The sequence below is a fragment of the Pseudomonas sp. SHLD1 genome, from assembly GCF_028640935.1.
Taxonomy (GTDB): Bacteria; Pseudomonadota; Gammaproteobacteria; order Pseudomonadales; family Pseudomonadaceae; genus Chryseomonas; species Chryseomonas aestiva.
This window is the reverse complement of the sequence record NZ_JAQZAD010000019.1, coordinates 191,428-218,263: the sequence shown is the minus strand read 5'-3', so window position 1 is coordinate 218,263 and position 26,836 is coordinate 191,428. Positions and strand designations below refer to the sequence as shown.

General features: G+C 66.6%; 26 protein-coding genes. 7 read left to right on the top strand and 19 right to left on the bottom strand.

Annotated features, from left to right (window positions below; translation table 11 throughout):
- Positions 1-27 precede the first annotated feature (27 nt).
- From PVZ77_RS15125 to PVZ77_RS15065, 13 genes are all read right to left on the bottom strand, one after another.
- A complete protein-coding gene (locus PVZ77_RS15125) occupies positions 28-1,263 on the bottom strand; it encodes an aspartate kinase (protein ID WP_273809275.1) in 1,236 nt (411 codons plus the stop codon).
- A gap of 84 nt (positions 1,264-1,347) precedes the next feature.
- Complete coding sequence (gene alaS / locus PVZ77_RS15120; protein WP_273809274.1) at positions 1,348-3,972, bottom strand: alanine--tRNA ligase; 2,625 nt, start codon at positions 3,970-3,972, stop codon at positions 1,348-1,350.
- A gap of 185 nt (positions 3,973-4,157) precedes the next feature.
- Positions 4,158-5,156: a low-specificity L-threonine aldolase gene (gene ltaE, locus PVZ77_RS15115; RefSeq protein WP_273809273.1), complete on the bottom strand. Its 999-nt coding sequence runs from the start codon at positions 5,154-5,156 to the stop codon at positions 4,158-4,160.
- Positions 5,157-5,167: 11 nt separating this feature from the next.
- On the bottom strand, positions 5,168-6,175 hold the full coding sequence (gene astE, locus PVZ77_RS15110; RefSeq protein WP_273809272.1) for a succinylglutamate desuccinylase: 1,008 nt from the start codon (positions 6,173-6,175) through the stop codon (positions 5,168-5,170).
- A gap of 39 nt (positions 6,176-6,214) precedes the next feature.
- Positions 6,215-6,511 (bottom strand): GTPase, encoded by a 297-nt coding sequence (locus tag PVZ77_RS15105; protein ID WP_273809270.1) that lies wholly within the window; start codon positions 6,509-6,511, stop codon positions 6,215-6,217.
- A gap of 14 nt (positions 6,512-6,525) precedes the next feature.
- Entirely contained in the window at positions 6,526-7,887 is a 1,362-nt protein-coding gene (gene astB / locus PVZ77_RS15100) for an N-succinylarginine dihydrolase (protein WP_273809269.1), read from the bottom strand.
- Positions 7,884-9,347 (bottom strand): succinylglutamate-semialdehyde dehydrogenase, encoded by a 1,464-nt coding sequence (astD, locus tag PVZ77_RS15095; RefSeq protein ID WP_273809268.1) that lies wholly within the window; start codon positions 9,345-9,347, stop codon positions 7,884-7,886. The genes astB and astD overlap by 4 nt, the downstream gene beginning before the upstream one ends.
- A gap of 9 nt (positions 9,348-9,356) precedes the next feature.
- Positions 9,357-10,364 carry an arginine N-succinyltransferase gene (gene astA, locus PVZ77_RS15090; protein ID WP_273809267.1) on the bottom strand — a complete coding sequence of 336 codons (1,008 nt, stop codon included), beginning with the start codon at positions 10,362-10,364 and terminating at the stop codon, positions 9,357-9,359.
- 26 nt (positions 10,365-10,390) lie between these two features.
- Positions 10,391-11,410: an arginine/ornithine succinyltransferase subunit alpha gene (gene aruF / locus PVZ77_RS15085; RefSeq protein ID WP_273809265.1), complete on the bottom strand. Its 1,020-nt coding sequence runs from the start codon at positions 11,408-11,410 to the stop codon at positions 10,391-10,393.
- A gap of 62 nt (positions 11,411-11,472) precedes the next feature.
- Positions 11,473-12,693, bottom strand: coding sequence for an aspartate aminotransferase family protein (locus tag PVZ77_RS15080; RefSeq protein ID WP_273809263.1), 1,221 nt, complete (start codon positions 12,691-12,693; stop codon positions 11,473-11,475).
- 186 nt (positions 12,694-12,879) lie between these two features.
- The gene (locus PVZ77_RS15075) at positions 12,880-13,344 is read right to left on the bottom strand and encodes a hypothetical protein (protein ID WP_133859558.1); all 465 of its coding nucleotides are present in this window, start codon (positions 13,342-13,344) and stop codon (positions 12,880-12,882) included.
- A gap of 133 nt (positions 13,345-13,477) precedes the next feature.
- On the bottom strand, positions 13,478-14,125 hold the full coding sequence (gene pdxH / locus PVZ77_RS15070; protein ID WP_273809261.1) for a pyridoxamine 5'-phosphate oxidase: 648 nt from the start codon (positions 14,123-14,125) through the stop codon (positions 13,478-13,480).
- Positions 14,126-14,205: 80 nt separating this feature from the next.
- Positions 14,206-15,051 (bottom strand): OmpA family protein, encoded by an 846-nt coding sequence (locus tag PVZ77_RS15065; protein WP_273809260.1) that lies wholly within the window; start codon positions 15,049-15,051, stop codon positions 14,206-14,208.
- Between the two features lie 327 nt (positions 15,052-15,378).
- On the opposite strand from PVZ77_RS15065, the gene PVZ77_RS15060 reads away from it, so the two are divergent.
- Both PVZ77_RS15060 and PVZ77_RS15055 read left to right on the top strand, forming a co-directional pair.
- Positions 15,379-15,798 (top strand): hypothetical protein, encoded by a 420-nt coding sequence (locus PVZ77_RS15060; protein ID WP_273809259.1) that lies wholly within the window; start codon positions 15,379-15,381, stop codon positions 15,796-15,798.
- A gap of 178 nt (positions 15,799-15,976) precedes the next feature.
- Entirely contained in the window at positions 15,977-16,570 is a 594-nt protein-coding gene (locus tag PVZ77_RS15055) for an NYN domain-containing protein (RefSeq protein ID WP_133859562.1), read from the top strand.
- A gap of 184 nt (positions 16,571-16,754) precedes the next feature.
- On the opposite strand, the gene PVZ77_RS15050 is transcribed toward PVZ77_RS15055, so the two are convergent.
- The 4 genes from PVZ77_RS15050 to PVZ77_RS15035 form a co-directional block, all read right to left on the bottom strand.
- Complete coding sequence (locus tag PVZ77_RS15050) at positions 16,755-17,900, bottom strand: serine hydrolase domain-containing protein (protein WP_273809256.1); 1,146 nt, start codon at positions 17,898-17,900, stop codon at positions 16,755-16,757.
- 194 nt (positions 17,901-18,094) lie between these two features.
- On the bottom strand, positions 18,095-20,239 hold the full coding sequence (gene dinG, locus PVZ77_RS15045; protein ID WP_273809255.1) for an ATP-dependent DNA helicase DinG: 2,145 nt from the start codon (positions 20,237-20,239) through the stop codon (positions 18,095-18,097).
- A gap of 135 nt (positions 20,240-20,374) precedes the next feature.
- Positions 20,375-20,635: a DUF1145 domain-containing protein gene (locus tag PVZ77_RS15040; protein ID WP_183630645.1), complete on the bottom strand. Its 261-nt coding sequence runs from the start codon at positions 20,633-20,635 to the stop codon at positions 20,375-20,377.
- 90 nt (positions 20,636-20,725) lie between these two features.
- A complete protein-coding gene (locus tag PVZ77_RS15035) occupies positions 20,726-21,385 on the bottom strand; it encodes an OmpA family protein (RefSeq protein ID WP_064306594.1) in 660 nt (219 codons plus the stop codon).
- 135 nt (positions 21,386-21,520) lie between these two features.
- Between PVZ77_RS15035 and PVZ77_RS15030 the strand changes: the two genes are divergently transcribed.
- Positions 21,521-22,018 carry a DUF6231 family protein gene (locus PVZ77_RS15030; RefSeq protein WP_273809249.1) on the top strand — a complete coding sequence of 166 codons (498 nt, stop codon included), beginning with the start codon at positions 21,521-21,523 and terminating at the stop codon, positions 22,016-22,018.
- A gap of 1 nt (position 22,019) precedes the next feature.
- Positions 22,020-22,493: a YchJ family protein gene (locus tag PVZ77_RS15025; RefSeq protein ID WP_273809247.1), complete on the top strand. Its 474-nt coding sequence runs from the start codon at positions 22,020-22,022 to the stop codon at positions 22,491-22,493.
- 12 nt (positions 22,494-22,505) lie between these two features.
- Here the strand turns inward: PVZ77_RS15025 and PVZ77_RS15020 are convergent, their stop codons facing one another.
- A complete protein-coding gene (locus PVZ77_RS15020) occupies positions 22,506-23,066 on the bottom strand; it encodes a hypothetical protein (protein WP_273809245.1) in 561 nt (186 codons plus the stop codon).
- Positions 23,067-23,235: 169 nt separating this feature from the next.
- Here PVZ77_RS15020 and PVZ77_RS15015 point away from each other — a divergent pair, with 169 nt between their 5' ends.
- Both PVZ77_RS15015 and PVZ77_RS15010 read left to right on the top strand, forming a co-directional pair.
- Positions 23,236-23,718 carry an LEA type 2 family protein gene (locus PVZ77_RS15015; protein WP_183630654.1) on the top strand — a complete coding sequence of 161 codons (483 nt, stop codon included), beginning with the start codon at positions 23,236-23,238 and terminating at the stop codon, positions 23,716-23,718.
- Position 23,719: 1 nt separating this feature from the next.
- The gene (locus tag PVZ77_RS15010; protein WP_273809244.1) at positions 23,720-23,923 is read left to right on the top strand and encodes an SEC-C metal-binding domain-containing protein; all 204 of its coding nucleotides are present in this window, start codon (positions 23,720-23,722) and stop codon (positions 23,921-23,923) included.
- Between the two features lie 121 nt (positions 23,924-24,044).
- Here PVZ77_RS15010 and PVZ77_RS15005 read toward each other — a convergent pair whose 3' ends face one another.
- Positions 24,045-25,538, bottom strand: coding sequence for a RimK family protein (locus tag PVZ77_RS15005; protein ID WP_027596882.1), 1,494 nt, complete (start codon positions 25,536-25,538; stop codon positions 24,045-24,047).
- A gap of 139 nt (positions 25,539-25,677) precedes the next feature.
- On the opposite strand from PVZ77_RS15005, the gene PVZ77_RS15000 reads away from it, so the two are divergent.
- A complete protein-coding gene (locus tag PVZ77_RS15000; protein ID WP_273809241.1) occupies positions 25,678-26,772 on the top strand; it encodes a GNAT family N-acetyltransferase/peptidase C39 family protein in 1,095 nt (364 codons plus the stop codon).
- The last annotated feature ends 64 nt before the right edge of the window (positions 26,773-26,836 follow it).

Sequence of the window (26,836 nt, the reverse complement as noted above, 5' to 3'; positions counted from 1 at the left end):
CCTGTGGCAGGGACCTCATCCGACCGGTCACTCGGCGCCGCGTGCGGGGGCGTCGAGCTCGAAGGCGGTATGCAGGGCACGGACGGCCAGTTCGAGGTATTTCTCCTCGATGACCACCGATACCTTGATCTCGGAGGTGGAGATCATCTGGATGTTGATGCTCTCCTTGGCGAGGGCTTCGAACATCTGGCTGGCCACGCCGGCATGGGATCTCATGCCCACGCCGACGATGGAGACCTTGGCGATCTTGATGTCGCCGACGGACTCCCGGGCACCGATCTCGACGCCGGTGCGCTTGAGGATCTCCAGGGCCGCCTGGTAGTCGTTGCGGTGCACGGTGAAGGTGAAGTCGGTGGTGTTATCGTGCGCGACGTTCTGCACGATCATGTCGACTTCGATGTTGGCCGCACTGATCGGGCCGAGGATCTTGAAGGCCACGCCGGGGGTATCCGGCACACCGCGAATGGTCAGCTTGGCTTCGTCACGGTTGAAGGCGATGCCGGAGATGATCGGCTGTTCCATGGATTCCTCTTCATCAAGGGTAATGAGGGTGCCCGGACCCTCCTGAAAGCTGTGCAGCACGCGCAGCGGCACGTTGTACTTGCCGGCGAACTCCACCGAACGGATCTGCAGCACCTTGGAGCCGAGGCTGGCCATTTCCAGCATTTCCTCGAAGGTGATCTTGTCCAGGCGCTGGGCCTGGGGCACCACGCGCGGATCAGTGGTGTAGACGCCGTCGACGTCGGTGTAGATCTGGCATTCGTCGGCCTTCAGCGCGGCCGCCAGGGCCACGCCGGTGGTGTCGGAGCCACCACGGCCCAGGGTGGTGATGTTGCCCTGCTCGTCGACGCCCTGGAAGCCGGCCACGACCACGACCTTGCGCGCCTTGAGGTCCGCGCGGATGCGGGCGTCGTCGATCTGCTGGATGCGTGCCTTGGTGTGGGCGCTGTCGGTGAGGATGCGCACCTGGCTGCCCGTGTAGGACACCGCCTGGACGCCGCGCTTGAGCAGCGCCATGGCCAGCAGGCCGATGGTGACCTGCTCGCCGGTGGAGACCATGACATCCAGTTCGCGCGGATCGGGTTGCTCCATGATCTGCTTGGCGAGGCCGATCAGGCGATTGGTCTCGCCACTCATGGCCGACACCACCACCACGATCTGGTCGCCCGCCTCATGGAAGCGTTTCACCTTATCGGCGACCTGCTCGATACGCTCCACCGTACCCACCGAGGTACCGCCGAATTTCTGTACGATCAATGCCATTGCTTGCTGCCCGTCCGCAGAAAAATCTGATTCAAGTTGTTGAGGGAGGAAGCGGGCCGCCCTCCCCGGCGACCCGCAGCGCTCTTAGAGGCTTTCCTCGGCGTACTGGCCGGCACAGGCCAGGGCCGCTGCGAGCTGGCTGGCATCGGTGCCGCCGCCCTGGGCCATGTCCGGACGCCCGCCGCCCTTGCCACCGACCACGGCCGCGGCGCGCTTCATCAGCTCGCCGGCCTTGAGCCTGGCGGTCAGGTCGGCGGTGACGCCGGCCACCAGCACCACCTTGCCATCGGCTTCGCCACCCAGCAGGATCATGCCGCTGCCGAGCTTGTTCTTGAGCTGGTCGACCAGCGCCAGCAGCGCCTTGCCGTCGAGACCGTCGAGGCGGGCGGTGAGCACCTTGGCGCCCTTGACGTCCTGCGCCTGGTCCACCAAGTCACCGGCCGAGGCACTGGCGGCCTTGGCCTTGAGCTGCTCGATTTCCTTTTCCAGCTGACGATTGCGCTCGACCAGCGCGGCCAGCTTGTCCAGCACGTTGTCGCGACTGCCCTTGAGCAGGCTGGCGGCTTCGCGCAGCTGCTCCTCGGCGCCGTTGAGGTAGGCCAGGGCCGCGGTGCCGGTGATGGCCTCCACGCGGCGCACGCCGGAGGCCACGCCGCCTTCGCTGACCAGCTTGAGCAGGCCGATGTCGCCGGTCTGGGCGACGTGGGTGCCGCCGCACAGCTCGACGGAGAATTCACCCCCCATGCCGACCACGCGCACCACGTCGCCGTACTTCTCGCCGAACAGCGCCATGGCGCCACGGGCCTTGGCTTCGTCGATGGCCATGACCTCGGTGGTCACCGCGCTGTTCTTGCGGATCTCTTCGTTGACGATGGTCTCGATGCGCTTGAGCTCCTCGGGCTTGATGGCCTCGAAGTGGCTGAAGTCGAATCTCAGGCGCTGGTCATTGACCAGGGAGCCCTTCTGGTGGACGTGGTCGCCCAGCACCTGGCGCAGCGCGGCGTGCAGCAGGTGGGTACCGGAGTGGTTCAGGGCGATGCCCTGGCGGCGGCTGGCGTCGACCTGGGCCATGAGCGCGGTGCCGACGTTGAGGCTGCCCTTGGTCACCACGCCATGGTGCAGGAAGGCACCCTGGGTCTTGGTGGTGTCGCGCACGGCAAAGCCGACGCCGGCGCTTTCCAGGGCACCGGTATCACCGACCTGGCCACCGGATTCACCGTAGAACGGCGTCTGGTCGAGGATGACCACGCCCTCCTCGCCTTCGGCCAGGCTGTCCACCGGCTGACCGGCACGGTACAGGGCGACGATGGTGCCCGAGGCGCTGGTGGTGTCGTAGCCGAGGAAGCGGGTTTCGCCCTCGACCTTGACCAGGCTGTTGTAATCCACGCCAAAGGCACTGGCGGAACGGGCGCGCTCGCGCTGGGCTTCCATCTCGCGCTCGAAACCGGCCTCGTCGAGGTTGAGGTTGCGCTCGCGGGCGATGTCGTTGGTCAGGTCGACCGGGAAGCCGTAGGTGTCATAGAGCTTGAACACCAGGTCACCGGGGATGGTGTCGCCCTGCAGTTGCGCCAGATCCTGCTCGAGGATCTTCAGGCCTTGCTCCAGGGTCTTGGCGAACTGTTCTTCCTCGGTACGCAGCACGCGCTCGATGTGCGCCTGCTGCTGGACCAGCTCGGGATAGGCCTGGCCCATCTCGGCCACCAGGGCGGCGACGATCTTGTGGAAGAAGGTGCCCTTGGCGCCCAGCTTGTTGCCATGACGGCAGGCACGGCGAATGATGCGACGCAGCACGTAGCCGCGGCCTTCATTGGACGGCAGCACGCCGTCGGCGATCAGGAAGCTGCAGGAGCGGATGTGGTCGGCCACCACCTTGAGCGACGGGGCGTCGTCATTGGCGCAGCCGATGGCTTCAGCCGAGGCCGCCAGCAATTGCTGGAACAGGTCGATCTCGTAGTTCGAATGCACGTGCTGCAGCACCGCGCTCACCCGCTCCAGGCCCATGCCGGTGTCGACGCTGGGCGCCGGCAGCGGATGCAGGACGCCATCGGCGGTGCGGTTGAACTGCATGAAGACGTTGTTCCAGATCTCGATGTAGCGATCGCCGTCTTCTTCCGGCGAGCCGGGCGGGCCGCCCCAGATCTCGGCACCGTGGTCGAAGAAGATCTCGGTGCAGGGACCGCAGGGACCGGTGTCGCCCATGGTCCAGAAGTTGTCCGAGGCGTAGGGCGCGCCCTTGTTGTCGCCGATGCGCACCATCTGCGCCTCGGGCACTCCGACGTCCTTGGTCCAGATGTCGTAGGCCTCGTCATCGGTGGCATAGACGGTGACCCAGAGCTTTTCCCGGGGCAGACCCAGCCACTGGGGCGAGGTGAGGAATTCCCAGGCGAAGGTGATGGCGTCGCGCTTGAAGTAATCGCCGAAGCTGAAGTTGCCCAGCATCTCGAAGAAGGTGTGGTGACGCGCCGTGTAGCCGACGTTCTCCAGGTCGTTGTGCTTGCCGCCCGCGCGCACGCACTTCTGGCTGGTGGCGGCGCGGGTGTAGCTGCGCTTTTCCATGCCGAGGAAGCAGTCCTTGAACTGGTTCATCCCGGCATTGGTGAACAGCAGGGTCGGATCGTTCGCGGGGATCAGCGAACTGGAGGCGACCCGGGTGTGCCCCTTCTCTTCGAAGAAGCGGAGGAAGGCTTCACGGATTTCGGCGCTTTTCATATTCATTCCAGACAATGGGCTTTTCGACGCGCGTGACGGGCATCCGACTGGATCGCAGACGAGACGAACGGAGCGGGCGCCGCAGACGCGGCACGTGCGGAAAACGGACACGCATGTCTGGGAGTATATCGACGCCCGCGCCCCGGTGTCGCCCCGGTTGCGCAGGAAAAACGTCGTCGGAAGACTTAGCGGCGGCGGTAGGCGGAGAAAGCGGCGACGACCGCCTCGATATCGGCGGCGCTGACGTCTAGATGGGTGACCAGCCGCAGGCGCGCTGCCGGACTGATGCGGATGCCACGCTCGGCCAGGAAGGTATGCAGGGCGGGCGCCTCGTCGCCCATGGCGAGATAGACCATGTTGGTCTGCACCGGCTCCACCTGATAGCCGAGTTCGGCCAGAGCGGTGCCGAGTTGCGCCGCGTGGGCGTGGTCCTCGGCCAGGCGCTCGACCTGGTGATCGAGGACATGCAGACCGGCGGCCGCGAGGATGCCGGCCTGGCGCATGCCACCGCCCACCACCTTGCGCCAGCGCCGCGCCTTGGCGATGAGCGCGGCCTCGCCGCAGAGCACCGAACCCACCGGTGCACCGAGGCCCTTGGACAGGCAGACCGACACCGAGTCGAAATGCTGGCTGATCTCGCGCACCGGTACGCCGAGTTTGACCGCAGCGTTGTACAGCCGCGCGCCATCCAGGTGCAGGGCCAGGCCGTGTTCCCGGGTGAAGGCGCGTGCCGCCGCCAGATAGGCCAGCGGCAGGACCTTGCCGTGCATGGTGTTTTCCAGCGCCAGCAGCCGGGTGCGGGCGAAATGGAAGTCATCGGCCTTGATGTAGCTGCGCACCAGATCAAGGTCGAGACTGCCGTCGGCGGCCATCTCGATGGGCTGCGGCTGGATGGAGCCGAGCACGGCGGCGCCGCCGCCCTCGTACTTGTAGGTGTGGGCCTGCTGGCCGACCAGGTATTCGTCGCCACGCTCGCAGTGCGCCAGCAGGCCGAGCAGGTTGCTCATGGTGCCGCTGGGCACGAAGAGTCCGGCTTCCAGACCGAGATCGCCTGCCAGACGTTGCTCCAGGCGGGTGACCGTGGGGTCTTCGCCGTAGACGTCATCGCCGAGTTCGGCGGCCAGCATGGCCTGGCGCATGGCCGGCGTGGGCTGGGTGACGGTGTCGCTGCGGAGATCGATCAAGCGTTCGCTCCTTATGCCGGGACCACGATGAGTCCGGCCCGCAGGCCGACGGCGACCTTGGGATTGGGGAAGATGATGCGCGCCTCGGCCTCGTCGACGATCCAGCGCTCGCTGCCGTCTTCGGCCAGCAGCGAGCCCTGGCGCAGCGGCGAGAAGTTGGCCACGTCGTCGGCCAGGTGCAACTGGAAGCGCGGACTGGACTTGTACACCTGGCGCGCCACGCGAAATCTCAGCAATGAGGAATCCGGTGGCGGCAGCTCGGCTTCGCGGCCTTCGACCAGGGCTTCCAGCAGCAGGCGCAAGCGACTCAGGTCGAGTTCGCTGTTCTCGCCGAAGGGCCGTGCCTGGCCCAGCTCCAGGGTCAGGGCCTCGGCCTGGCATTCGGCGTAGGTGTAGGCGCTGAAGGTGATCCCCGGCTTGTCGTAGAGCAGCACGGCCTCGATGCCGGCCGCTTCGAGGCGCTGCAGCTCGGCTTCCGAATGCTCGCGCCCGGCGCTCCAGGGATAGAGGGCGAAGCGCGGCAGCGCCGAGGCGCGCAGCGCGGTGTGCAGGTCATAGTGCAAACGCGCCCGATCGGGCTTGCTGAAGAACTGCGCGGACAGGCGTTCCAGGTCGTTGGCGCGTTGCGCCTCGGAGCCTTCGGCCTGGGCATGGCGGCCGTTGAAGAGGCGATTCAGATCCTGCTCGACATAGCGGGTGCCGCGGCGCATGGCGTCGGGATTGCCATACATGAACAGCAGGCGGCAGGCGGGGCGCAGGGCGCCGCTGGCGATGCCGCTGAGCAACTCGTCGAGCAGCTCCATGGGCGCCGTCTCGTTGCCATGGATACCCGCGGAGAGCAGCAGGTCCATGCGGTTGTCGCGCGCCACCGGCGGGGTCACTTCCAGCACGCCTTCGGTCAGCCAGTGGAGACGGGTGCCGTCGGCAGTCAGTTGAATCTTCTCGGTCGGCTCGCGGCCGGCCAGGGTCAGGTCCAGCAGGCGGCCAAGCGCCAACCGATAACGTTCAGATGCAGCCATGCTCTACTCCGCTGAGCGACGTGTCGTCGGGCTAGATACTCAATGATCGTGGCCGCAACCGCAATCGGCGTCATGCACATGATTCTCATCGCCTTCGTCGGCGAAGGTCTCCAAGGCGATGGACAGGCCCAGGGCATTGAGGGCCTGAGGGCGCAGCACCAGGACCGGGGTCTGCTCCTCATCATCCTGGGAGTCGGCGAAGATGTTGAGACCGCCGCTGCCATCGGCTTCCAGCCAGAGGTCGCGACCGGCCAGGCGAATGGCCAGGCGCTGGACCTGCAGCGTCTGCTGCTCGTCGGCGGTGGGTTCGAGGATGAGATCGAGAAGGTTGCTCATGGAGGCTCCGGAGGTCAGGGCAATTGAAAGGGATAGACCGAGCCGAGGCCCAGCAACTGGGTCAACTCGTCCAGGGCGGTGCGGACTTCGCCCAGCAACTGGGGATCGGCGAGATCCGCAGGTGTCAGGCGGTCGCGGTAGTGGCGATCCACCCAGTCGAGCAGTTGGGCATGCAGCGCCGGGGTGAAGCGCACCCCCGGATTCACCGCGACCAGCTCGTCCGCGGTGAGCGCCACTCGCAGGCGCAAGCAGGCGGGGCCACCGCCGTTCTGCATGCTCTGCTTGAGATCGAAGACCTTGACCTCAGCCAGCGGGCCCGCGCTGCCGACCTGGGCCTGCAGATAGTCCCAGACCAGCGGATTCTGTCGGCACTCGTCGGGCACCACCAGCAATGTGCCCTGCCCCGGCCGATCCAGCAGCTGGCTGTTGAACAGATAGGAGCGCACGGCGTCACCGACGCTGATCTCGCTGCGACGCACGCAGAGGCGTTGCAACGTGGCACCGCGTCGGGCGAGCTTGGCTTGCAATTCGTCGAGCACGCGATCGCTGTCGAGGAAGGCATCCTCATGGTGGAACAGCACCTGGGCGTTGCCCACCGAGATGACGTCGTTGTGGAAGACGCCCTGGTCCACCACCGCCGGATTCTGCTGGGCGAACACCACGCCCTCCTCGCTCAGGCCATGCAGGCGGGCGATGGCCTGGGAGGCTTCGAGCGTCTGCCGGGCCGGATAGCGATGGGGCTCGGGATAACGCGGATCGAAGGCGCTGCGGCCGAAGACGAAGAATTCCACGCCCGGGGCGCCGTGGTCGCGACTGAAGCGGGTGTGATTGGCCGCGCCCTCGTCGCCGAACTGGGCCACCGAGGGCAGCGGCGCATGGTGCTGGAAATGCGCGGGATCGCGAAACATCGCCTGGAGGATGCGCGCCGTGGTGCTGGGTTCGAGGCTGCGGTGGAACTTGCAGGCCAGGTTGGCCGGGGTGAAATGCACCCGGCCGTCGCGGGTATCGGCGCTGGGGCTGACGGTGGCAGCGTTGGCCGTCCACATGGCCGAGGCGGAACTGGCGGACAGCAGCAGCGGCAAGGCTTCGCGCGCCGCGCCCTGCAGTACCTGGGCATCGCTGCCGGCGAACCCCAGGCGGCGCAGCGAGGCGATGTCGGGTCTTTCGTGGGGGGCCAGCACACCCTGCTCGAAACCCAGCTCCATCAGCGCCTGCATCTTGGCCAGGCCCTGGCGCGCGGCCTCGCGCGGATTCGAGCATTGCTGCTTGCTGGCCTGGGAGGCCACGTTGCCATAGGACAGGCCCGCATAGTTGTGGGTCGGACCGACCAGGCCGTCGAAATTGACCTCCCGAGCAGCAGGGGCGTGATGACTCATAGCTGTAGTCCTGGAGGCAGTTGGCTAGGCAGGGTCAGGGCGTCGCTTTCCAGCGAGGCGACCGGGAAGGCGCAGTAGTCCGCGGCGTAGTAGGCGCTGGGTCGATGATTGCCCGAGGCGCCGACGCCGCCGAAGGGCGCCGCACTGGCCGCCCCGGTCAGAGGCCTATTCCAGTTGACGATGCCGGCGCGCACCCCCTGCCAGAAGCGGTCGTAGAGGGCCGGATCGTCGGCCAGCAGGCCGGCCGCCAGGCCAAAGCGAGTGGCGTTGGCGAGCGCCAGAGCCTCGTCGAAGTCGCCATAGCGCTGGACCTGCAACAGCGGCCCGAAGACCTCTTCATCGGGCAGGTCGGCGATCCCCGACACCTCGATGATCCCGGGCGTGAGCAGCGCTCGATGGGGCTCCGGCTGCCGCAACTTCAGCAGTGCCCGGCCACCCTGGGCCAGGCGCCGGGCCTGGGTCTGCAGCAGGGCCTGGGCCGCGGCCAGAGAGATTACCGTGCCCATGAAGGGCGCCGGATCGGCGTCGAAACGACCAATGCTGAGCCCGGCGCTGACGCTCACCAGACGCTCCAGCAGGGCATCGCCCCAGGCCCCCTGGGGTACGAGCAGGCGGCGGGCGCAGGTGCAGCGCTGCCCGGCGGAGAGGAAGGCCGACTGGACAATGGTCACCACGGCGGCGTCCAGATCCGCCACCGCCGCCACCACCAGCGGATTGTTGCCGCCCATCTCCAGGGCCAGCAGGCGCTGCGGGCGGTCCGCGTTGAGACGATGCAGCGCCGCACCGGTGGCGCTGGAGCCGGTGAAGAGGATGCCGTCCAGGCCCGGATGCGCGGCCAGGGCCTCGCCGGTGGTCCGACCGCCCTGCACCAGATTGAGCACCCCGGCCGGCAGCCCGGCGGCGATCCAGCATTCCAGGGTCAGGGCGGCGAAACGCGGCGTCAGCTCGCTGGGCTTGAACACCACCGTGTTGCCAGCCAGCAGCGCCGGCACGATATGGCCATTGGGCAGATGGCCGGGAAAATTGTAGGGACCGAAGACCGCCAGGACGCCGTGCGGTCGATGGCGCGTGACGCTACGGGCGTCCGCCACGCTGGCCGAGCGCTCGCCGCTACGGGCCGCTTCGGCCTGGGCCGAGATGGCCACCTTGGCGATCATGCTGCCGAGCTCGGTATCGGCCTCCCACAGCGGCTTGCCGGTTTCCTCGGCCAGGGCCCGGGTCAGCTCGGAGCGGCGTTGCTGCAGCGCCTGGGCGAAGGCCTGCAGGATCTCCAGGCGCGCGGCCTGGCCGCGGCTTTCCCAGGCGGGAAAGGCCTGGCGCGCCGCGGCGATCGCCTGGTCGACGTCCGCTGCGTCCGCGGCGGTGCCCTGCCACAGCGAGGTACCGGCGTAGGGGTCGAGCGAAGTGAAGGTCTCGCCGCGCCCGGGGCGCCACTGACCAGCGATGTAGAGGCTATCCATGAGCGCTCCTCAAGGCATCAGGCGCACGGCGCGCACCTGGGCGCCGGCCATCAGCCGCAGTTCGCGGGCAGTGGCCAGATCGACCACCAGGGTGCCGGAAGCCACGCGCGCGCGAGCACTGGTGATGCGGCAGTCCTGGCATTTGCGGTTGTGGATCAGATAGACCTCGGCATCGTCGCCGGGCGTGCCGACCGCCAGTACCAGGCGCTGGCTGTCGCGGATGGCGCGCACCTTGGCGGTCTCGGCCTCGACGGTCGGACCCGCGTCGAAGATGTCGACATAGCCCTGGTAGTTGAAGCCCTCGGCCTCCAGCAGCCGGCGCGCGGCCTCGGTGTCCGGGTGTACCCGGCCGATCACCTGGCGCGCTTCGGGCGACAGGAAGCAGGTGTACAGCGGAAAGCGCGGCATCAGCTCGGCGATGAAGCCGCGATTGCCAATGCCGGTGAGATAGTCCGCCTGGGAGAATTCCATCTTGAAGAAGTGGCGGCCCAGGGCCTCCCAGAAGGGTGACCGACCCTGGTCGTCGGACATGCCGCGCAATTCGGCGATGATGCGCTCGGCGAACAGCTCGCGGAATTCGGCGATGAACAGGAAGCGCGACTTGGACAGCAGGCGCCCGGCCGCGCCGCCGCGCCGATCCGCGCGCAAGAACAGCGAGCAGAGTTCGGAGCTGCCGGTCATGTCGTTGGCCAGGAACAGCGTGGGGATCTGCCGGTGGATGTCCAGCTCGCGCGAGGCGCTCACCGTCAGGCCAACCCGGTAGTTGTACCAGGGCTCACGCAGGCCCAGGGCGGCGGCGATCCCGGCGATGCCGATGACTTCGCCGTCCTCTTCCAGGACGAACAGATAATCCGCATCGGCGGATTCGACCTGACGCAGAAAGCTGCGCTCGGCATTTTCCACCCGCTGTGCCAGGCGTTCTTCGCTGGCCGGCAGGGTGGTGAGACCGGCGCCGGCCGCCTGCGCCAGCTGCAGCAGCGCGGGCACATCGGCACGGGTGACGGGACGGACGATCATCGGACCTCCAAAGACGCTAGGGTCGGCTACAGCGCTACCAGACGAACCCGGTCGCCTTCGGCGATCTCCAGGGTGGCGATCTGCTCGGGGGAAAGGACGACGGACTCGCCAGGCGTCCAGCGCAGCGGCGTGGCCAGCGCCCGGAAGTTTTCCAGGCCGTCGTTGGCGACCAGGAACCAGGGCGCCTCGTCGCCGGCCGGGAGACCTTCGCTCACCGGCGCCAGGCGGCTCTCGGCGATGGAGCGGATGGCCGTGGTGCGGGCGTGCAGGGTCGGACCGCCATCGAAGATGTCGATGTAGTTGTCGGTCTCGAAGCCTTCACGGCTGAGGATGTCGAAGGTGATCTGGGCACGGGGATGCACCTGGCCCATGGCCTCCTGCGCGCTGTCGGGCAGCAGGGGCACATAGAGCGGATAGGTCGGCATCAGTTCGGCCAGAAAGGTACGACTCTTCTGCCCGGACAGGCGCTCGGCGGCGGCGTAGTCCATGTCGAAGAAGTTGCGCCCCACCCCGTTCCAGAACGGCGATTCGCCGTCGTCGTCCGCCAGCCCGACGATTTCCACCACCACCGTCTCGGCGAAGCGCGCCGGGTGGGCGGCCATGAACAGCAGGCGGGCGCGGGAATTGAGTTCGGCGTGGGGCGTGTCGAGCAGCGGACGCTGGACGTAGAAGCTGCTCAGCACGCTGTTGCCGGTCAGGTCGTGACAGAGCGACAGCACATGGACCTTGTTGTGGATCTTCAGCTCGCGCGAGGCATGGATGAAGGTCTCGTTGCGAAAGCTGTAGAAGGGCTCGGAGAATCCGGCCGAGGCGACGATGGCCGAACAGCCCAGCAACTCGCCGCTGCGGGTGTCTTCGAGCACGAAGAAATAGCTCTCCTCGCCATGAAAGCCCACCTCGGCCGCCAGCGATGACTCCGAGGTGCGGATCTTGTCGCGCAACCGCTCTGGGTTGTCGGGCAGCGAGGTGACGCCAACCGGGCTATCCGCGGCGAGCCGCTGGACCAGGGGCAGATCCGCCGCGCGCGCAGGGCGCATTACCAGCATGAGAACTCCTTGTGTACGGATCCATCCCTGGATGCCGGCGGTACGCGTCCCGCGTCCGGAGATTAGCCCTGGGTGAGTCGCGCCAGGGCGCGATCCAGGCGGGCGAGGCCTTCGTCGATATCGGTGTCGGAGATGATCAGGCTTGGCGCCATGCGCAGCACGTCCGGACCGGCCTGCAGGATCATCAGGCCTTCCTCGTTGGCGGCGGTGACGATGTCCTTGGCACGCCCTTTCCAGCGGTCGTTGAGCACCGCGCCGATCAGGAGCCCCAGGCCGCGAATCTGTTCGAACAGGCCATAGCGGGCATTGAGCTGCTCCAGACCGGCGACAAAGCGCTGATGGCGCGCGGCGACCCCGGCCAGGGTTTCCGGGGTGGCGACGATGTCCAGCAGCGCGGCGCCCACGGCGCAGCCCAGCGGATTGCCGCCATAGGTGCTGCCGTGCACGCCGGCGCTGAAGTGCTGGGCGACCTTCTCGGTGGTCAACATGGCTGCCAGCGGGAAACCGCCACCGATGCTCTTGGCGGTGGTGAGGATGTCCGGCACCACGCCATAGTGCTGGTAGGCGTAGAGATGACCGCTGCGACCGACCCCGCTCTGCACCTCGTCGAAGATCAGCAGGGCGCCCTGGGCGTCGCACAGGCGACGCGCGCCTTCCAGGTAGGCCTGGTCGGCCGGCAGCACGCCGCCCTCGCCCTGGATGGGTTCGAGGATGACCGCGCAGGTCTTGTCCGAAACCACGGCTTCGAGGGCGGCCAGGTCGTTGTAGGGCACGTGGCGGATGCCCTCGATCTTGGGACCGAAGCCATCGGAATACTTGGGCTGCCCCCCGACGCTGACGGTGAACAGGGTCCGGCCATGGAAGCTGTTGGTGGCGGCAACGATCTCGTAGCGACTGCCGCCGCTGACATCGTGACCATAGCGACGGGCCAGCTTGCAGGCCGCCTCGTTGGCTTCGGCGCCGGAGTTGGCGAAGAACACCCGGTCGGCGAAGGTATGGTCCACCAATTTGCGTGCCAGGCGCAGCGCGGGCTCGTTGGTGTAGATGTTGGATACATGCCAGAGCTTGCCGGCCTGCTCGGTCAGGGCCTTGATCAGCGCGGGATGGCCATGGCCCAGGGCACTGACGGCGATGCCGCCGGCGAAGTCGACGTATTCGCGATCGGCCTGATCCCAGACGCGGGAACCCTCTCCTCGCACCGGAATGAACGCGGCGGGGGCGTAGGTCGGGACCATCACCTCATCGAAGGCGGCGCGTTGCACATTGGGTTGAGAAGCGGACATCGGGATTTCTCCTGCCGATCACGGCGGTGACTGAGGGGGATTGTAGGACGACCTCCAGGCGCGGCATTGCGCCCAGGCGACAACTATTTACGGGCGAAAACGCAAACGGGCGTCCGACTCGCAGTCTAGCGATTCGGACACCCGCTCTGGAAGGGCATGGACGTACCTTCGGGTACGCCCGGAAGATCAGTTGGGCGCGACGCGGCTGGTGCCGTTGACGGTCATGATGCGCACCCGCTCGCCGACGCGGAACATCTCGCCCTTGTTGACCGCCTGCACATAGGCGCGGGAGCCGCCGTCGTCTTCCTTCACGGTGATCTCGACACCGCTGGCCTTGGTGAAGCCTTCTTCGGTGGCCGCACCCAGCAGGCCGCCGGCTACCGCGCCGATGATGGCGGTGACGAAGCTGCCACGCCCGCCGCCAATGGCGCTACCGCCAATGCCACCGACCACGGCACCGGCACCGGCGCCAACGGGCGACTTGGTGCCTTCGATGGTGACCGGACGCAGGGCGGTGATGGTACCGGTACGGACCGTCTGCACCTGCCGGGCCTCATCGCGCGAATAGACGTCGCCGGACTGATCGGAGGCGCAGCCGGCCAGCAGGGCGACGGCGGTCAGGGAAGCGGCGAGCTGAAGGACTCTGTTCATGGGGCAACTCCAGGGGCAGTTGAAAGACACTGGTCGTACCGGGCAGCGGTACGGGCGCAGATCGCTATTATCCTTGACCCAGGGCATCCGGGGAGGTTTCCGGCGACTGTAACCTCGGCACCTTGCGAACGCCTTAAGGTGCCAGGCGCTGGCGCTGCCATCCACCCTCTACGCGCTGGTAATCCAGCCGATCGTGGAGGCGGCTGGAGCGCCCCTGCCAGAATTCGATGCGCTGTGGCTTGAGGCGATAGCCACCCCAGAACGGCGGCCGGCTGGGATCACCGTCGGCGAAGCGCCGCTGCACCTCGGCCAGGCGCTGTTCCAGCTCGTGCCGATCGGCAATCGCCTGGCTCTGCGGCGAGGCCCAGGCACCCAGGCGACTGCCCAGTGGACGGACCCGGTAGTAGGCGTCGGATTCCTCGGCGGACACCTGCTCCACCCGGCCCTCGATCCGCACCTGGCGCTCCAGCGCCGGCCAGAAGAAGGTCATGGCCGCACGCGGCTGCGCGGCCATCTGCTGCCCCTTGGCGCTGTCGTAATTGGTATAGAAGACGAAGCCCTGGGCATCGACGCCCTTGAGCAGCAGCACGCGGCAATGGGGCTGGCCTTCGTCATCGACGGTGGCCAGCCAGCAGGCATTGGCTTCGACAGGAGGCTGCTCGGTGCGCACCGCCTCTTCGAACCACTGCCCGAACAGGGCATAGGGATCGGCGGGCGCCTGGGCTTCGGTCAGGCCGTCGCGGGTGTAGTCGCGACGCATATCGGCGAGGGACGGTGACATGGAAGTCTCCTGCTAGGTCGGTATCGACCTAGCTTAACTAAGTCCCGCCCGCCTCGCCTGCTTCAGGACAAGCTTTGTCGCTAGCGCGCCGCCAGCGACTGCAGGCTGGCCAGCACGGTGGCGCGCGGCTGGATCAGTACCTCGACGCGGCGGTTGACGGCACGACCGGCGGCGGTGGTGTTGTCGGCGCGCGGATGAGCGGCGGCCAGACCGCGCACGATCAGGCGATTGCCGCTGTAGCCGCTGAGACGGAAGATCGCCGCAACGGCCTGGGCGCGTTGCAGGCTGATCTTGTCGTTGAGCGCGGCGGCGCCGGTGCTGTCGCTGAAGCCGAGCACGATGACGGCACTGTCTTCATCCACGCTCACCGACTTGGCCGAGCGCGACAGCGGGCCGAGCATCACCGGCAGCAGCATCTCGGCGCGATCCGGGTTGAAGGAGCTGTCCACCGGCGTGATCAGTACCAGGGCGTCGTCGCGACGCTCGACCTTGACATTGCTGCCGGCCACGGCGACGCGCAGCTTCTGCTCGTGCTCATCCAGCCAGGCCTTGCTGACCTTGACCGGTACCGGCTTGAGGACTTCCGCCTTGGCCAGGGGCTTCACGTCTTCGCTGCCGAAGGGCCACCACCAGCGACTGCCCTTCTCGCCTGCCGGAGCGGCCTGTTCGGACTTGACGGCGGGCGCCCTCGCCGTGACCTTGGCGTCAGCCTTGGGCTCGGCCGCCTTGGCTACGGGCTTGGCCGGCTCGGCCGCCTGGTCGCCAGCACCGAACGGCCACCACCAGTGGCTGCCACTGGCGGCGGTGCTGGCCTGGGCGTTGCCCGGCTTGGCAGGCGCGGCGGCCTGGTCGCCAGTGCCCTGGAAGGAGCTGCAGGCGGATACGCCCATGCAAAGAATGAGGGTGGTGGATTTGATCAGCTTCATGCAAAGTTTCCCATCGGCGAGCCGGAGGACAGAGTGAATCAATGCCCCGGCCAGAGCCGGCGGCATGAGTGAACTTAAAGTAGTTTCGAGATTGTGGCCGCAAACCTACGCCGGGCAAAGCGGTGGAGTCACGAAATTTGCGCCTGTGCCGACCAGTGGCAGTGCCTCTGGCGGCGAGCGAAGGACAATCCGGGCGAACCCTGGCGTCGCGCCAGGGGTACGCAGGACTGGAATGCCGCCGGCGAACCCCTACCAATGTGATGCCGGTGGGTCAGCGGCGAGCGCAGGTTGTTTTCAAGGCATGGCTACCCGCCAGGAGGCTGGACTGTGGAAGGACTCATCGATGTCGCGACCCTGGAGCGGCTGGCTGCCAGCGCCGCAGCCATTACCCGTGACTGTCGCTGTCTGCAGCGGGATCTGTCGGGATGGACGGCCTGGCCGGTGGGCTACCGGGAAACGGAGTTCGCGCAGATCGGCACCCTGGCGCGTCACGCACCCGAGGACGCCATCATCGCGGAGTACCACCCGGCGGGTACTCACTATTGGTCAGCTGACGCCCCCATCGCGCCGCGCTTCTATCCCTACAACCAGAGCACGGTATGGCGGTGTCTGGGCTGCGAGCGCCTCTACCTGCGGCATGACGACGATGGCGCCTACCACGTGGCGCCGCGCATTCGCCTGCTGCAGAGCGCGCTGATCATCGATGCGCCCCACGCCAATGACGGCCGCGAAGCCACGGCGACCTGACCTCTTTCGCCGTCCAGGGCCATTTTTCCACCCTGGCGGACGCTCTAGATCGCAGCGTTTGGAATCCCCTCGCGTTACCTGAGGCGCAAACCGGGAATTAAGCCCACAATAGGCGCCGCGTATCCCGCGTGCGGGTGTGCGCCCATCAACGGTAAAAAAACCTGGTCCCAGCAATACGATGGCAACTACAACTCGAACGGGCGTCGCTTGGTTTGTCGACGGTGCCTATGCACTGAGCGCCTGGAATGGTTCGGTCTATGGCGCGAAATTCGACTATCTCAAGCTACGGCTTTTCATTGAAGAGGATGCGGGCGAACCCATAGGCGACGCCTACTACTTCAACTGCGATAGCGACCCGCCCACCATCGCCCAGACCGGCTTCAACAAGTTTCTGAGCTCCGCGCCACCCAAGGGCGCCGGTCTCAGGGTCAAGCTCTACTGGCTGCAGAGCAAGGCTCATGAGTGGCCTGCCTCTGTGGGTGGCGGGCCGATACTGCATCCGGTAACCGGCGAGCAGTACACCACCAAGAGCCAGAAAGGCGTGGATGTCGGCCTGGCCTTCAACCTGATGCGCTCCCATGCCAAGCGCGGCTGGAAGAAGCTCTACCTAGTGGCGGGCGACGGCGATTTCCACGAGGTGGTGCAGTACCTGGTGGAAAACGAAGGGGTCGAGGTCACGGTGATCGGCGCGCACTTCTCCATCAGCGGCGAGATCGCGCCCTATGTCCGGGTGATCGAATTCAAGGACATCGAGGCGGCCATCGCCCGTTAGCCAACTGGGCTAGGGCTTGTCTGAAAAGTCGCCGAGCGAAGGTTAGGCAAGGCAAAAATCCGTGAGGAAGTGGACCGGGCTCGCGCTCGCGTTCACAAGTGGTAAATGAGCATTCCGGCCGGGTTGGCGATCCAGCGGATTTTTAACGCAGCATGGCTGAGCGCAGGCACTTTCCAGACAAAGCCTAGAGGCACTCCCCTACCGCGCGCGCCAGGGCCTGGGCGCGCGGATCCATCAGCACATAGGGGCCGAGGGTATTGGTGACGAAGCCAAAGGCCACCTCGCGCTCCGGATCGGCAAAGCCGGTCGAGCCACCCGCCCCCGGATGGCCGAAGGCCTGGGGACCGAGGCCGTAGGTGGCATTGGCCTGGTCAGGCTGATCGAGCATGAAGCCCAGGCCGAAGCGGGTCGGCGTGAGCAGGGTCCGGTCCTCGCCCTGGCTGTGCTCCACCAGGGCCTCGCTCAGGGTCTCCCATTCCAGCAGATCGCCGGCCAGCAGACCGGCATAGAAGCCCGCCAGGCTGCGCGCATGGCCGTGACCGTTGGCGGCCGGCTGCTGGAAGCGGCGCCACTCGGCCTTGTTGGTGCTGGTGAGCACTCCGGACGGATTGCCAAAGGCCAGGGTCGGCAGAGCCGCGGGGTCGCTCATGGTGGTCTTGAGCAGGCGCTGCGCGGCGGCATCGCCCAGCACGCCCTTGCCGCGCACGATATGGGCGACGCGCTCGTCTTCGCTGGCCGGCAGGCCGATGTGGAAATCCAGGTCCAGGCGCTCGGCGGTCCGGGCCACGATGGCCTCGCCCGGGCCACGGCCGTCGGCGCGACGGATCAGTTCGCCGAGCAGCCAGCCAAAGGTGATGGGGGCATAGCCATGGGCAGTGCCGGGCGTCCACCAGGGTGCCTCGGCGGCAACCGCAGCGGTCATGGTGTCCCAGTCGTACAGGGCGTCACCCGCCAGGCGTTCGCGCAAGGCGGAGACGCCGGAGCGGTGGCTGAGCAACTGTCGCAGGGTGATGTCGCCCTTGCCGCCGGCGGCGAATGCCGGCCAGCGTTCGGCGACCGGGGCATCGAGGGCCAGCTTGCCCTCCTCCACCAGCTGCAGCGCCGCCACCGCGGTGAAGGCCTTGGTGCAGGAGAACAGATTGAGCAGGGTATCGGTGTGCCAGGGGGTCTGACCGTCCCTGTCGGCCATGCCGCCCCAGAGATCCAGCACCGTTTCACCGCCGACCTGGACGCACAGCGCCGCTCCGCGGGTCTGGCTGGCCGCGAGCAACTCGGCGAAGGCTTCGCGGACGGATTCGAATCTCAGATCGTGATAGCCGTGGACGGTCATGGGTTTTCCTTACTGGTGATGCTCTGGCGCCGTGGGTCAGACGGTCCGCTAATACGGCCACTGCCAAAGGTCGCGGTAGGTTGGGTTGAGCGCAGCGAAGCCCAACAGCTGTTGCGTCGGCGCCGGATCCGTTGGGCTTCGACGATGGAACCGTCTCAGCCCAACCTACGAATTAGCGTAACCCTAGCCGCCAATTACTGGATCTCCCGCCGGAACGGCGGCAGGGCATTGAGGATGGCCTTGCCGTAACGCTGGGTCACCAGGCGGCGATCCAGTAGCGAGATGGTGCCGCTGTCCTGCTCGGTGCGCAGCAGCCGACCGCAGGCCTGGATCAGTCGCAGCGAGGCGTCGGGCACGGCGATCTCCATGAAGGGATTGCCGCCGCGCGCCTCGATCCACTCGGCCAGGGCGGCTTCCACCGGATCGTCCGGCACGGCGAAGGGAATCTTGGCGATGACCACGTGCTCGCAATACGCGCCCGGCAGGTCGACCCCCTCGGCGAAGCTGGCCAGGCCGAACAGCACGCTGGCCTCGCCATCGTCGACGCGTTTCTTGTGCTTGTTCAGGGTCTCCTGCTTGGACAGGTTGCCCTGGATCAGCACCCGCTTGCGCCAGTCGCGCTCCAGGCCATCGAAGACGTCCTGCATCTGCCGCCGCGAGGAAAACAGCACCAGGGCACCACGCGCGCCTTCGAGCATGGCCGGCAACTCTCGAACGATGGCAGCAGTGTGCTCGGCCGCGTTGCGCGGATCGGCCTTGAGATCCGGCACCCGCAGCACCCCGGCCTCGGCATGGCGGAACGGACTGGGCACCACGGCGGTGGCCGCCGAGCGCGGCAGGCCGGATCTCATGCGAAAGCGGTCGAAGGTGCCCAGGGCGGTCAGGGTCGCCGAGGTCACCAGGGCGCCGTAGGCGACATTCCACAGGTGGCGGCGCAGCATTTCGGCGGCGAGGATGGGGCTGGCGTTGACCTCGATGTCGTACAGCGACCCCGCTTCGGCAAGGGTCATCCAGCGCGCCATGGGCGGGCTGTCTTCCGGGTCTTCGCAGGTAAAGGCCGTCCACAACTCCCAGTTGCCCTGGGATCGCGCCAGCAGACTGCCGAACAGCGGATACCACTCTTCGGCCTGGTAGCTGGCGAGGCCAATGCTGGATTCGCCATCCATGGCCTGCTTGAGCATCTCGGTCAGGCGGGTGAACAGGTCGGTGAGCTTGGCGAAGCCTTTCTTCAGCTCGATGCCCATTTCCCGCAGGTCTTCGGGGATCACCCCGCCGACGAATCTGTGCCGCGGTCGCTCGCGGCCTTCCATGTCCTCGCCCGCGCGAAAATCCGCCAGCGCCTCGCAGGCGGTGAACATGAATTGCTGCTGGGTGCGGATCTCCCGCGCCAGCTCCGGCACCTGCTCCACCAGCCGCCCGAGATCGCCGGGCAAGGGGTGCTGGGCAAGGAGCTTGGTGAGGTTCTTGGCGATCTGCTCGAGCCACTCGGCGGTGGATCTCAGCCGGGTGAAATGGGCGAAGTGGCCGATGGCCTTGTCCGGCAGGTGGTGGCCTTCGTCGAACACATAGAGGGTGTCGCGAGGGTCGGGCAGGATGGCGCCGCCGCCCAGGGCCAGGTCGGCCAGCACCAGGTCATGGTTGGTGACGATGACATCGACCTTGGTCATGCCTTCGCGCGCCCGGTAGAAGGCGCACTGCTGGAAATTCGGACAATGGCGATTGGTGCACTGGCTATGGTCGGTGGTGATGCGCGACCACTGGACGTCCTCGATGGCTTCCGGCCAGCTGTCGCGATCGCCGTCCCAGCGATTGCCGGCCAGGCGCTCGATCATCTTGCCGAACAGTTCGTTGGACGCCTCGTCCACATCGATCTTGAAGCCATCCTCGGCGAACAGCTGGGCGGTGGCATTTTGCGCCTGGCCCTCCTGCAGCAGCATGTCCAGCTTGGACAGGCACAGGTAGCGACCCCGCCCCTTGGCCAGGGCGAAGCTGAAGGACAGCCCGCTGTTGCGCAGGATGTCCGGCAGGTCCTTGTGCACGATCTGCTCCTGCAGCGCCACCGTCGCCGTGGCGATCACCAGGCGCTTGCCGGCCGCCTTGGCCACGGGAATGGCGGCCAGGGCATAGGCCACGGTCTTGCCGGTACCGGTACCTGCCTCCACCGCCACCACGGCGGGCTCGCCTTCGCGATGGCCCTCCTCGTCCTGGGCGATGCCACCCAGGCCCTTGGCGGTCTCTGCGATCATCAGCCGCTGGCCATAGCGTGGCTTGAGCGACTTGGCTTCGAGGAAACGCGTGTAGGCGCCCTGGATCTGGGTCTTGAGTTCGGTGCTGAGCATGCCTGGTTCCGGGCGATGGCAAAGCAGCGCCACGTCCGGCGGACGAGCGCTGTATGCATCTACAGTAATGGATCTTGGGCGCTATGATAACGCGCCTGTCGCCAGGATGCGCCCGACGTTGAGGTCGCCGGCCGTTCAGGCACCCGGCAGCTGCGGGGGCAGCCGATGAAAGGCGCCGAAGATCAGCAGGCTCAGACGATCAAGCCAGGGATGGCGGCGCAGGCGCAGGGCACGACGGCTGGCGAAGACTTCACCCAGGTGCAGGAGCAGCAGGGCCAGAGCGACCAGGGCGAGCAATTGGGGAAAGGGACGAGCGAGAGGCAGAGCGATAGCGGCGGCTGCGGCGAGCCAGAACAGCAGGAGGAGAACTTTGCCGGTAAGGGACAGGGTTTTCATGGATTCCAGCAGGAGGACGAGATGGATCGGACCATAACGCCTGGAGCCGGAGAAAGTAAAGGCGGCGGACCAGGGTCCGCCGCCGGTGCATCACTCGCGGTCGATCTGGATTTCGACGCGGCGGTTGGTGGCACGGCCTTCAGCGGTCTCGTTGGTGGCGATCGGCTGACGCTCGCCCATGCCCTTCACGGAGACGACGCTGGCTGCCGGCACACCGGCCTGGATCAGGTAGTTGCTGACCGACTTGGCGCGACGCTCGGACAGACGCTGGTTGTAGGCGTCGGTACCCTTGCTGTCGGTGTGGCCGGTGATCGACAGGCGGGTGCTGGCGGCTTCGCCACGCAGACGACCGGCGATACCGTCGAGCTGAGCACGATCCTGCGGACTGACTTCGGCGGAATCGAAGGCGAAGTGCAGATCACGGGCGGTGATCACTTCCTGCTTGGGCAGCGGTGCCGGTGCGGGAGCCGGTGCGGGCGCCGGAGCCGGGGCCGGAGCGGGCTCCATGCGGGCGACCTGCTCGTTGCCCTTGCCATGCACCCAGCAGTAGGCGCCGGCGGTGGTACCTATGCCCAGGGCCGCCATGCCGGCTACGTTACCGCTCTGGGTAGCGCCCGCCGCGCCGCCGACCAGGGCGCCTACGGCTGCGCAGACCGGCCAATCGGATTTCTGTACGCCGCCCGCACAACCAGCCAGCACGGTGCTTGCCAGGATGAGGGGTAAAGCTGTCCTTGCGATGCTCTTGCTCATGAAGGGTCTCCTATAGACCGGGTGCCGCGAGTTAGGCTCGTCTTTCGTTTTATGGCGCTGTCAGACTAATGGTGGCGTACACATCTTGACAACGCTGGTTGCTTAGTCAATCGCGATTTGATTAGGGTTCCCTTAATGGCAAACATATTCTCGTCCCGTACCCCGCAACAGGCTCTGGCAGGCCTGCTCGAACATCATCAGCCGGCTCGTCTGCTCTGCGTGGCGCGTGAGCCGCTACCGGCGCTCAAGGCCTATGCCGAGGCCCATCCCCACTGCCAGCTGGTGCAGGCCGCGGTCCCCCTGGGCGATCCGAGCCTACTGGCCGAACGCTACGATCTGGTGATCCTTGCCGATTGCCTGGAGCATCTGCCGCTGCGCCAGGGCCGCGAATTGCTCGGCGGCCTGCGCAACCTCAATACCTCGCGCCTGGCGGTGCTGGTGGACCTGACGGCCAGCGAATGGCAGCTGACGGATTTCTACGCCCTGGCCCTACAGGCCAGCGAGCGCTTCGCCCGCGACGGTCAGGTGGTCACCCTGTTCAGCTATGATCTGCACGACTACAAGCAGGTCCCGGACTGGCTCAACGCCCGGTTCTGGGCCAATCCGCAGAATTTCGGCAAGTACTGGTGGTGACATGCACTCCATGGCCCCCTGCCCCTGTGGCTCGGACCTCTCGCTCGGCGACTGTTGCGGAGCCTTTCATGCCGGCACTCCGGCGCCCGATGCCGAGCGCCTGATGCGCTCGCGCTACAGCGCCTATGTGCTGGGGCTGATCGACTATCTGGTGGCCACCACGGCGCCTGCGCAGCAGGGACAGCTGGACAGGGAAGCCCTGACGGCCTGGAGTCTGGGCAGTCGCTGGCAGGGTCTGCAGGTGCTGGAGCATCGCCCCGAGCCGGGCGATCCCGCCCATGCGCGGGTCAGCTTCGTGGCGCGCTGGGAGGATGGGCGCGGCGCCCATCGTCATGAAGAGCGCTCGGGTTTCGTCCAGCGTGAAGGACGCTGGTACTTTCTCGATCCAACCGCCAGGCCGCTGCCGGGTCGCAACGACGCCTGCCTGTGCGGCAGCGGCGCAAAGTTCAAGAAGTGCTGCGCCGGCTTCCTGTAACGCCGGCCGCGCTCACTCCCTGACCAGCGTCAGGTGATCGGTATCCGGCACCGCCACCGGTAGCGCCTCGGACGCCGGCCCCAGATCGCTGCCCACCGGCGCCAGGCTCAGGTGCGACAGATCGACCCGCGGCGGCGCCACCGGCGCGGCCTCATCCTGCAGATCGGCGCCTACCGGTGCCAGGCCGAAATCTGGTGCCTGGACATCGGCGAAGGCCGCCATCACGGCATCCCGGGGAGCGACCGACAGCGATCCGCGCTCGGTGGAAGACGCGGCGGTGGGCGCTTTGGCAGCTGGCTCCCGGGTCTCGACGGGCGCCGCAGCCGCCTCGATCGTCTCGGCCATGGGCGCCACCTCGACCAGCGCCCCGGCCTGGGCCAGAGTGGCGCGATAGCGCTCGGCGGTGGCGGCGTCGAGGCGATTCTTGATAATCATGCGGCGACCGGAGAAGAGCACGGCGATGCGCTGTTCATCCGCCTGAAACAGCCGCATCAGATTCTGTCGGGTCTGCTGCGCATCGGCGCCAGCGACCAGTTCGCCCTGGAAGGCGATTTCATAGAGCACGGCGGACATGACGACCTCCTCGGTCACGGCAAGAGCTGCAGGATGCAACGTCGCGCCGGAGGGGTCCAGTCCGCACGGTCGCCTGGCCCAGGCGTTTTTTTGTTAGCCTGTGCCGAAGCGGCCCCGACTTGTGCAGCAATCGGTGCTTGTTAAACTGCGCAGAAAACGGGAGTGCCGCATGCTTCGCCAGGCCTTGTTCATCACCCTGCTCGGCGTCCTGCTGAGCAGCCTTGGCGGTTGTACCTACATCGGGCGCAACTATGAGGAGCCCCAGGTCGAACTGACCGGCGTGGAGCTGATCCGCGCACGGCTGTGGAGCCAGGACTTCGTGCTGCACTTCCGCGTCCAGAATCCCAACGACAGCACCCTGCCCGTGCGCAACCTGGCCTACACGGTCTACCTGAACGATCTGCTGCTGTCCCAGGGGACCGCCAACCTGCATTCGTCGGTGCCGGCCAATGGTCAGCGCAGCTTTTCGGTACCGGTGCAGACCAACCTGTGGCGCTATGTGAAGGACGTCGGTCGCATGCTGGAAGACCCCAACCAGCCGATCAACTATCGCCTGCGCGGTCGCGTGAAGACCGGCTGGCTGTTCGGGCGCAGTGTCCATTTTTCTCGCCAGGGGCAGTTCGTGCCTGGCGCCTACATCCCGGAGTTATGAGATGAACCAACACGTCCACGGTCCCGATTGCAATCATGACCATGACCATCAGCATGATCACGGTCATGCGCATCATGTGCATGGCCCGCACTGCAACCATGGCCATGCCCAGGAACCGGTGCGCAATCCGCTGAAGGAAGTGGGTCGCAACGATCCCTGCCCCTGCGGCAGCGAGAAGAAATTCAAGAAGTGCCACGGCGCCTGAGCACTTCCCGGCGGGTCGGGCTGAGCGCAGCGAAGCCCAACAGCCTGGGTTGACCCTGCCATGTTGGGCTTCGACGATAGCGCCGTCTCAGCCCAACCTACCCCTCCGCGACCCTGGCGCGTTACCAGGGCTGTCCGCCGCGTTGCGACTCCAGCCGCCGGATGAATTCCTCCAGCACCAGGGCGTAGAGATCGTCCTTGAGCACCAGGTCCTCGACCCCGCAATCGATGTTGGGATTGTCGTTGACCTCGATCACCGCCAGCTTGTCGCCCGCCTGCTTGAGATCCACGCCATAGAGACCGTCGCCGATCAGGTTGGCGGTGCGTACCGCCAGTTCGACCACGGCATGGGGCGCATCCTGCACCGCCAGGGTCCGGAAATCGCCGCTGACCTCGGTCGCGCTGGCGCTGTGGTCGTAGATCTGCCAGTGCCCCTTGGACATGAAGTACTGGCAGGCGAAGATCGGTTCCTGGTTGAGCACGCCGATACGCCAGTCGTATTCGGTGTAGAAGAATTCCTGGGCCAGGAGCAGCACCGAGCGCTCGAACAGCTCGGCGCTGGCCTTGCGCAGCTGCGCCGCGTCCTCGACCTTGATGACGCCACGGGAAAAGGAGCCATCGGGGATCTTCAGCACCAGCGGGAAGCCCAGGCGCTCGCCGAGGCCTTCGAGCTGGCCGGGGTTGTCCTTGTAGAGGATCTCGGTGGCGGGCATGTCCAGCTTGTGGGCGCGCAGGAGGTCGGCCAGGTAGACCTTGTTGGTGCATCTGAGGATCGAGCGTGGATCGTCCATCACCACCAGACCCTCGCTTTCGGCCTTCTTGGCGAAGCGATAGGTGTGGTGGTCGATGGCGGTGGTCTCGCGGATGAACAGGGCGTCGAATTCACCCAATCGCGCGTAATCCTTCTTTTCGATCAGCTCCACGTCCAGCCCCAGGTGCTTGCCGACGCGCACGAAATTCTTCAGTGCCTTGGCATCTGACGGCGGAAAGGCTTCCTTGGGGTCATGCAGGATGGCCAGGTCGAAACGGTATTTTTCACGCCGCCCCGGCTTGAGCCAGACGCGGCGACTGAAGCCGTCGAGGGCGTTGGCGAAGAGGTCTTCCTGCTGTTCGTGCAGCTTGTGGATGCTGCCCAGCTTGAGGCCGCCGATGTGCCAGCCGGCGCGGTCGCGGCGAAACTCCACCAGCAGCAGCGGACAGGGAAAGGCCTCGAATACCTGGCGAGCCAAGTCCTGCAGGGGCGCGATGTCGGTGTTGCCGAAATAGAGCGTCAGGGTGAAGCCGTCGGCGCTGCCATAGGGATGACCGGCGAGCGCCTTGGTCAGCAGCTTGTCCAGGTCCTCCAGTGCCAGGCCATAGAGCGACTTGCGCGCCAGTTCGCTGATGGTACGCACCGAGGGGATGACCTTGTGCCCCCGGGCTTCGGCGAGCAGCGAGCAGTAGTAGCCGTGGCCGAGGTACTTCTGGCTGCGGCAGAGGTTGATCACCTGCACCCGCTTGCCATTGTCCTGTTCGTTGGATTGCTCCAGGTATTCCTGGGCGGTGATGACGTCTTCGCTGGGATAGTAGGACGACCAGTCTTCCTTGCGTTCCACGACGATATACAGCTTGCTCACTGGACCTCCTGGTTGCGGGGCGTGGTCCCGGCGGAAACCCGGATGCCGCCGGACCACTCCAACTGTTGTAACGCGGGTGCTATTAACCGTTGCTTAACCATGCCAGGCTGCCCGCTCTGCTCCAGGAGAATCCTTCGCGATGAGTTTCACGCTCAGGCCCGCCGGGCTGGACGATCTGGCGGCGCTGGTCGATCTGGAAGCGCGCTGCTTCAGCTATGACCGCCTTTCCCGGCGCAATTTCCACTACATGCTCACCCGGGCAAACGCCGTGCTGATCCTGGCGGAAAACGACCGCCAGGTGGCGGGCTACGCCCTGGTGCTGTTCCACCAGAACACCTCGCTGGCGCGTCTCTATTCCATCGCCGTCGATCCCGAGGCGCGCGGCCATCGCCTGGGCCAGCGCCTGCTGGAGGCTGCCGAAGCCGAGGCGGTGGAGCGCGACTGCGCCTACCTGCGCCTGGAGGTCCGCCCGGACAACGCCGCCGCCATCGCCCTCTACGAGCGCAACGGCTACCTGCCCTTCGCCACGGTGGAGGACTACTACGAGGACCACAGCCAGGCCCTGCGCTTCGAAAAGCGCATCCGCCAGCCGCGCGAAGGCCAGGCCCGTCCGGTGCCCTTCTATCGCCAGACCACCGATTTCACCTGCGGCCCGGCCAGCCTGCTGATGGCCATGGGCGCCCTGCAACCGGGCCGGCCGCTGGAGCGCCGCGAGGAACTGCGGCTGTGGCGCGAAGCCACCACCATCTACATGACCGCCGGGCACGGCGGCTGCGGCCCCCATGGCCTGGCCCTGGCCGCACTGCACCGGGGCTTCAAGGTCACGCTGCAGGTCAATACCCGGGGGCCCCTGTTCCTCGACGGCGTGCGTAGCGAGGAAAAGAAGGAGGTCATGCGCCTGGTGCACGAGGACTTCAGCGCCGAGGTCAAGCAATCGCCCATCGAGCGTCTCTACCGGACGCGCCTGGACATCGCCCACTGGGTCAACCAGGGCGCCTTCCCGCTAGTACTGATCAGCTCCTTCCGGCTGACCAAGGCCAAGGGGCCGCACTGGGTGCTGGTCACCGACTGCGACGAGGACTTCGTCTACCTGCACGATCCCGATGTCGACCACAGCCAGCACCGCCGCGAACTGGACTGCCAGCACATCCCGGTGTCCCACGCCGAGTTCGACAAGATGAGTCGCTTCGGCCGTGGCAAGCTGCGCGCGGCGGTGATCCTGCGGGTGGGCTGATGCGGGGTTGCGCGCCAGGGCGAACAGGGCCAGGATCAGGACCACCTCGATTGGCGGGTCGCCC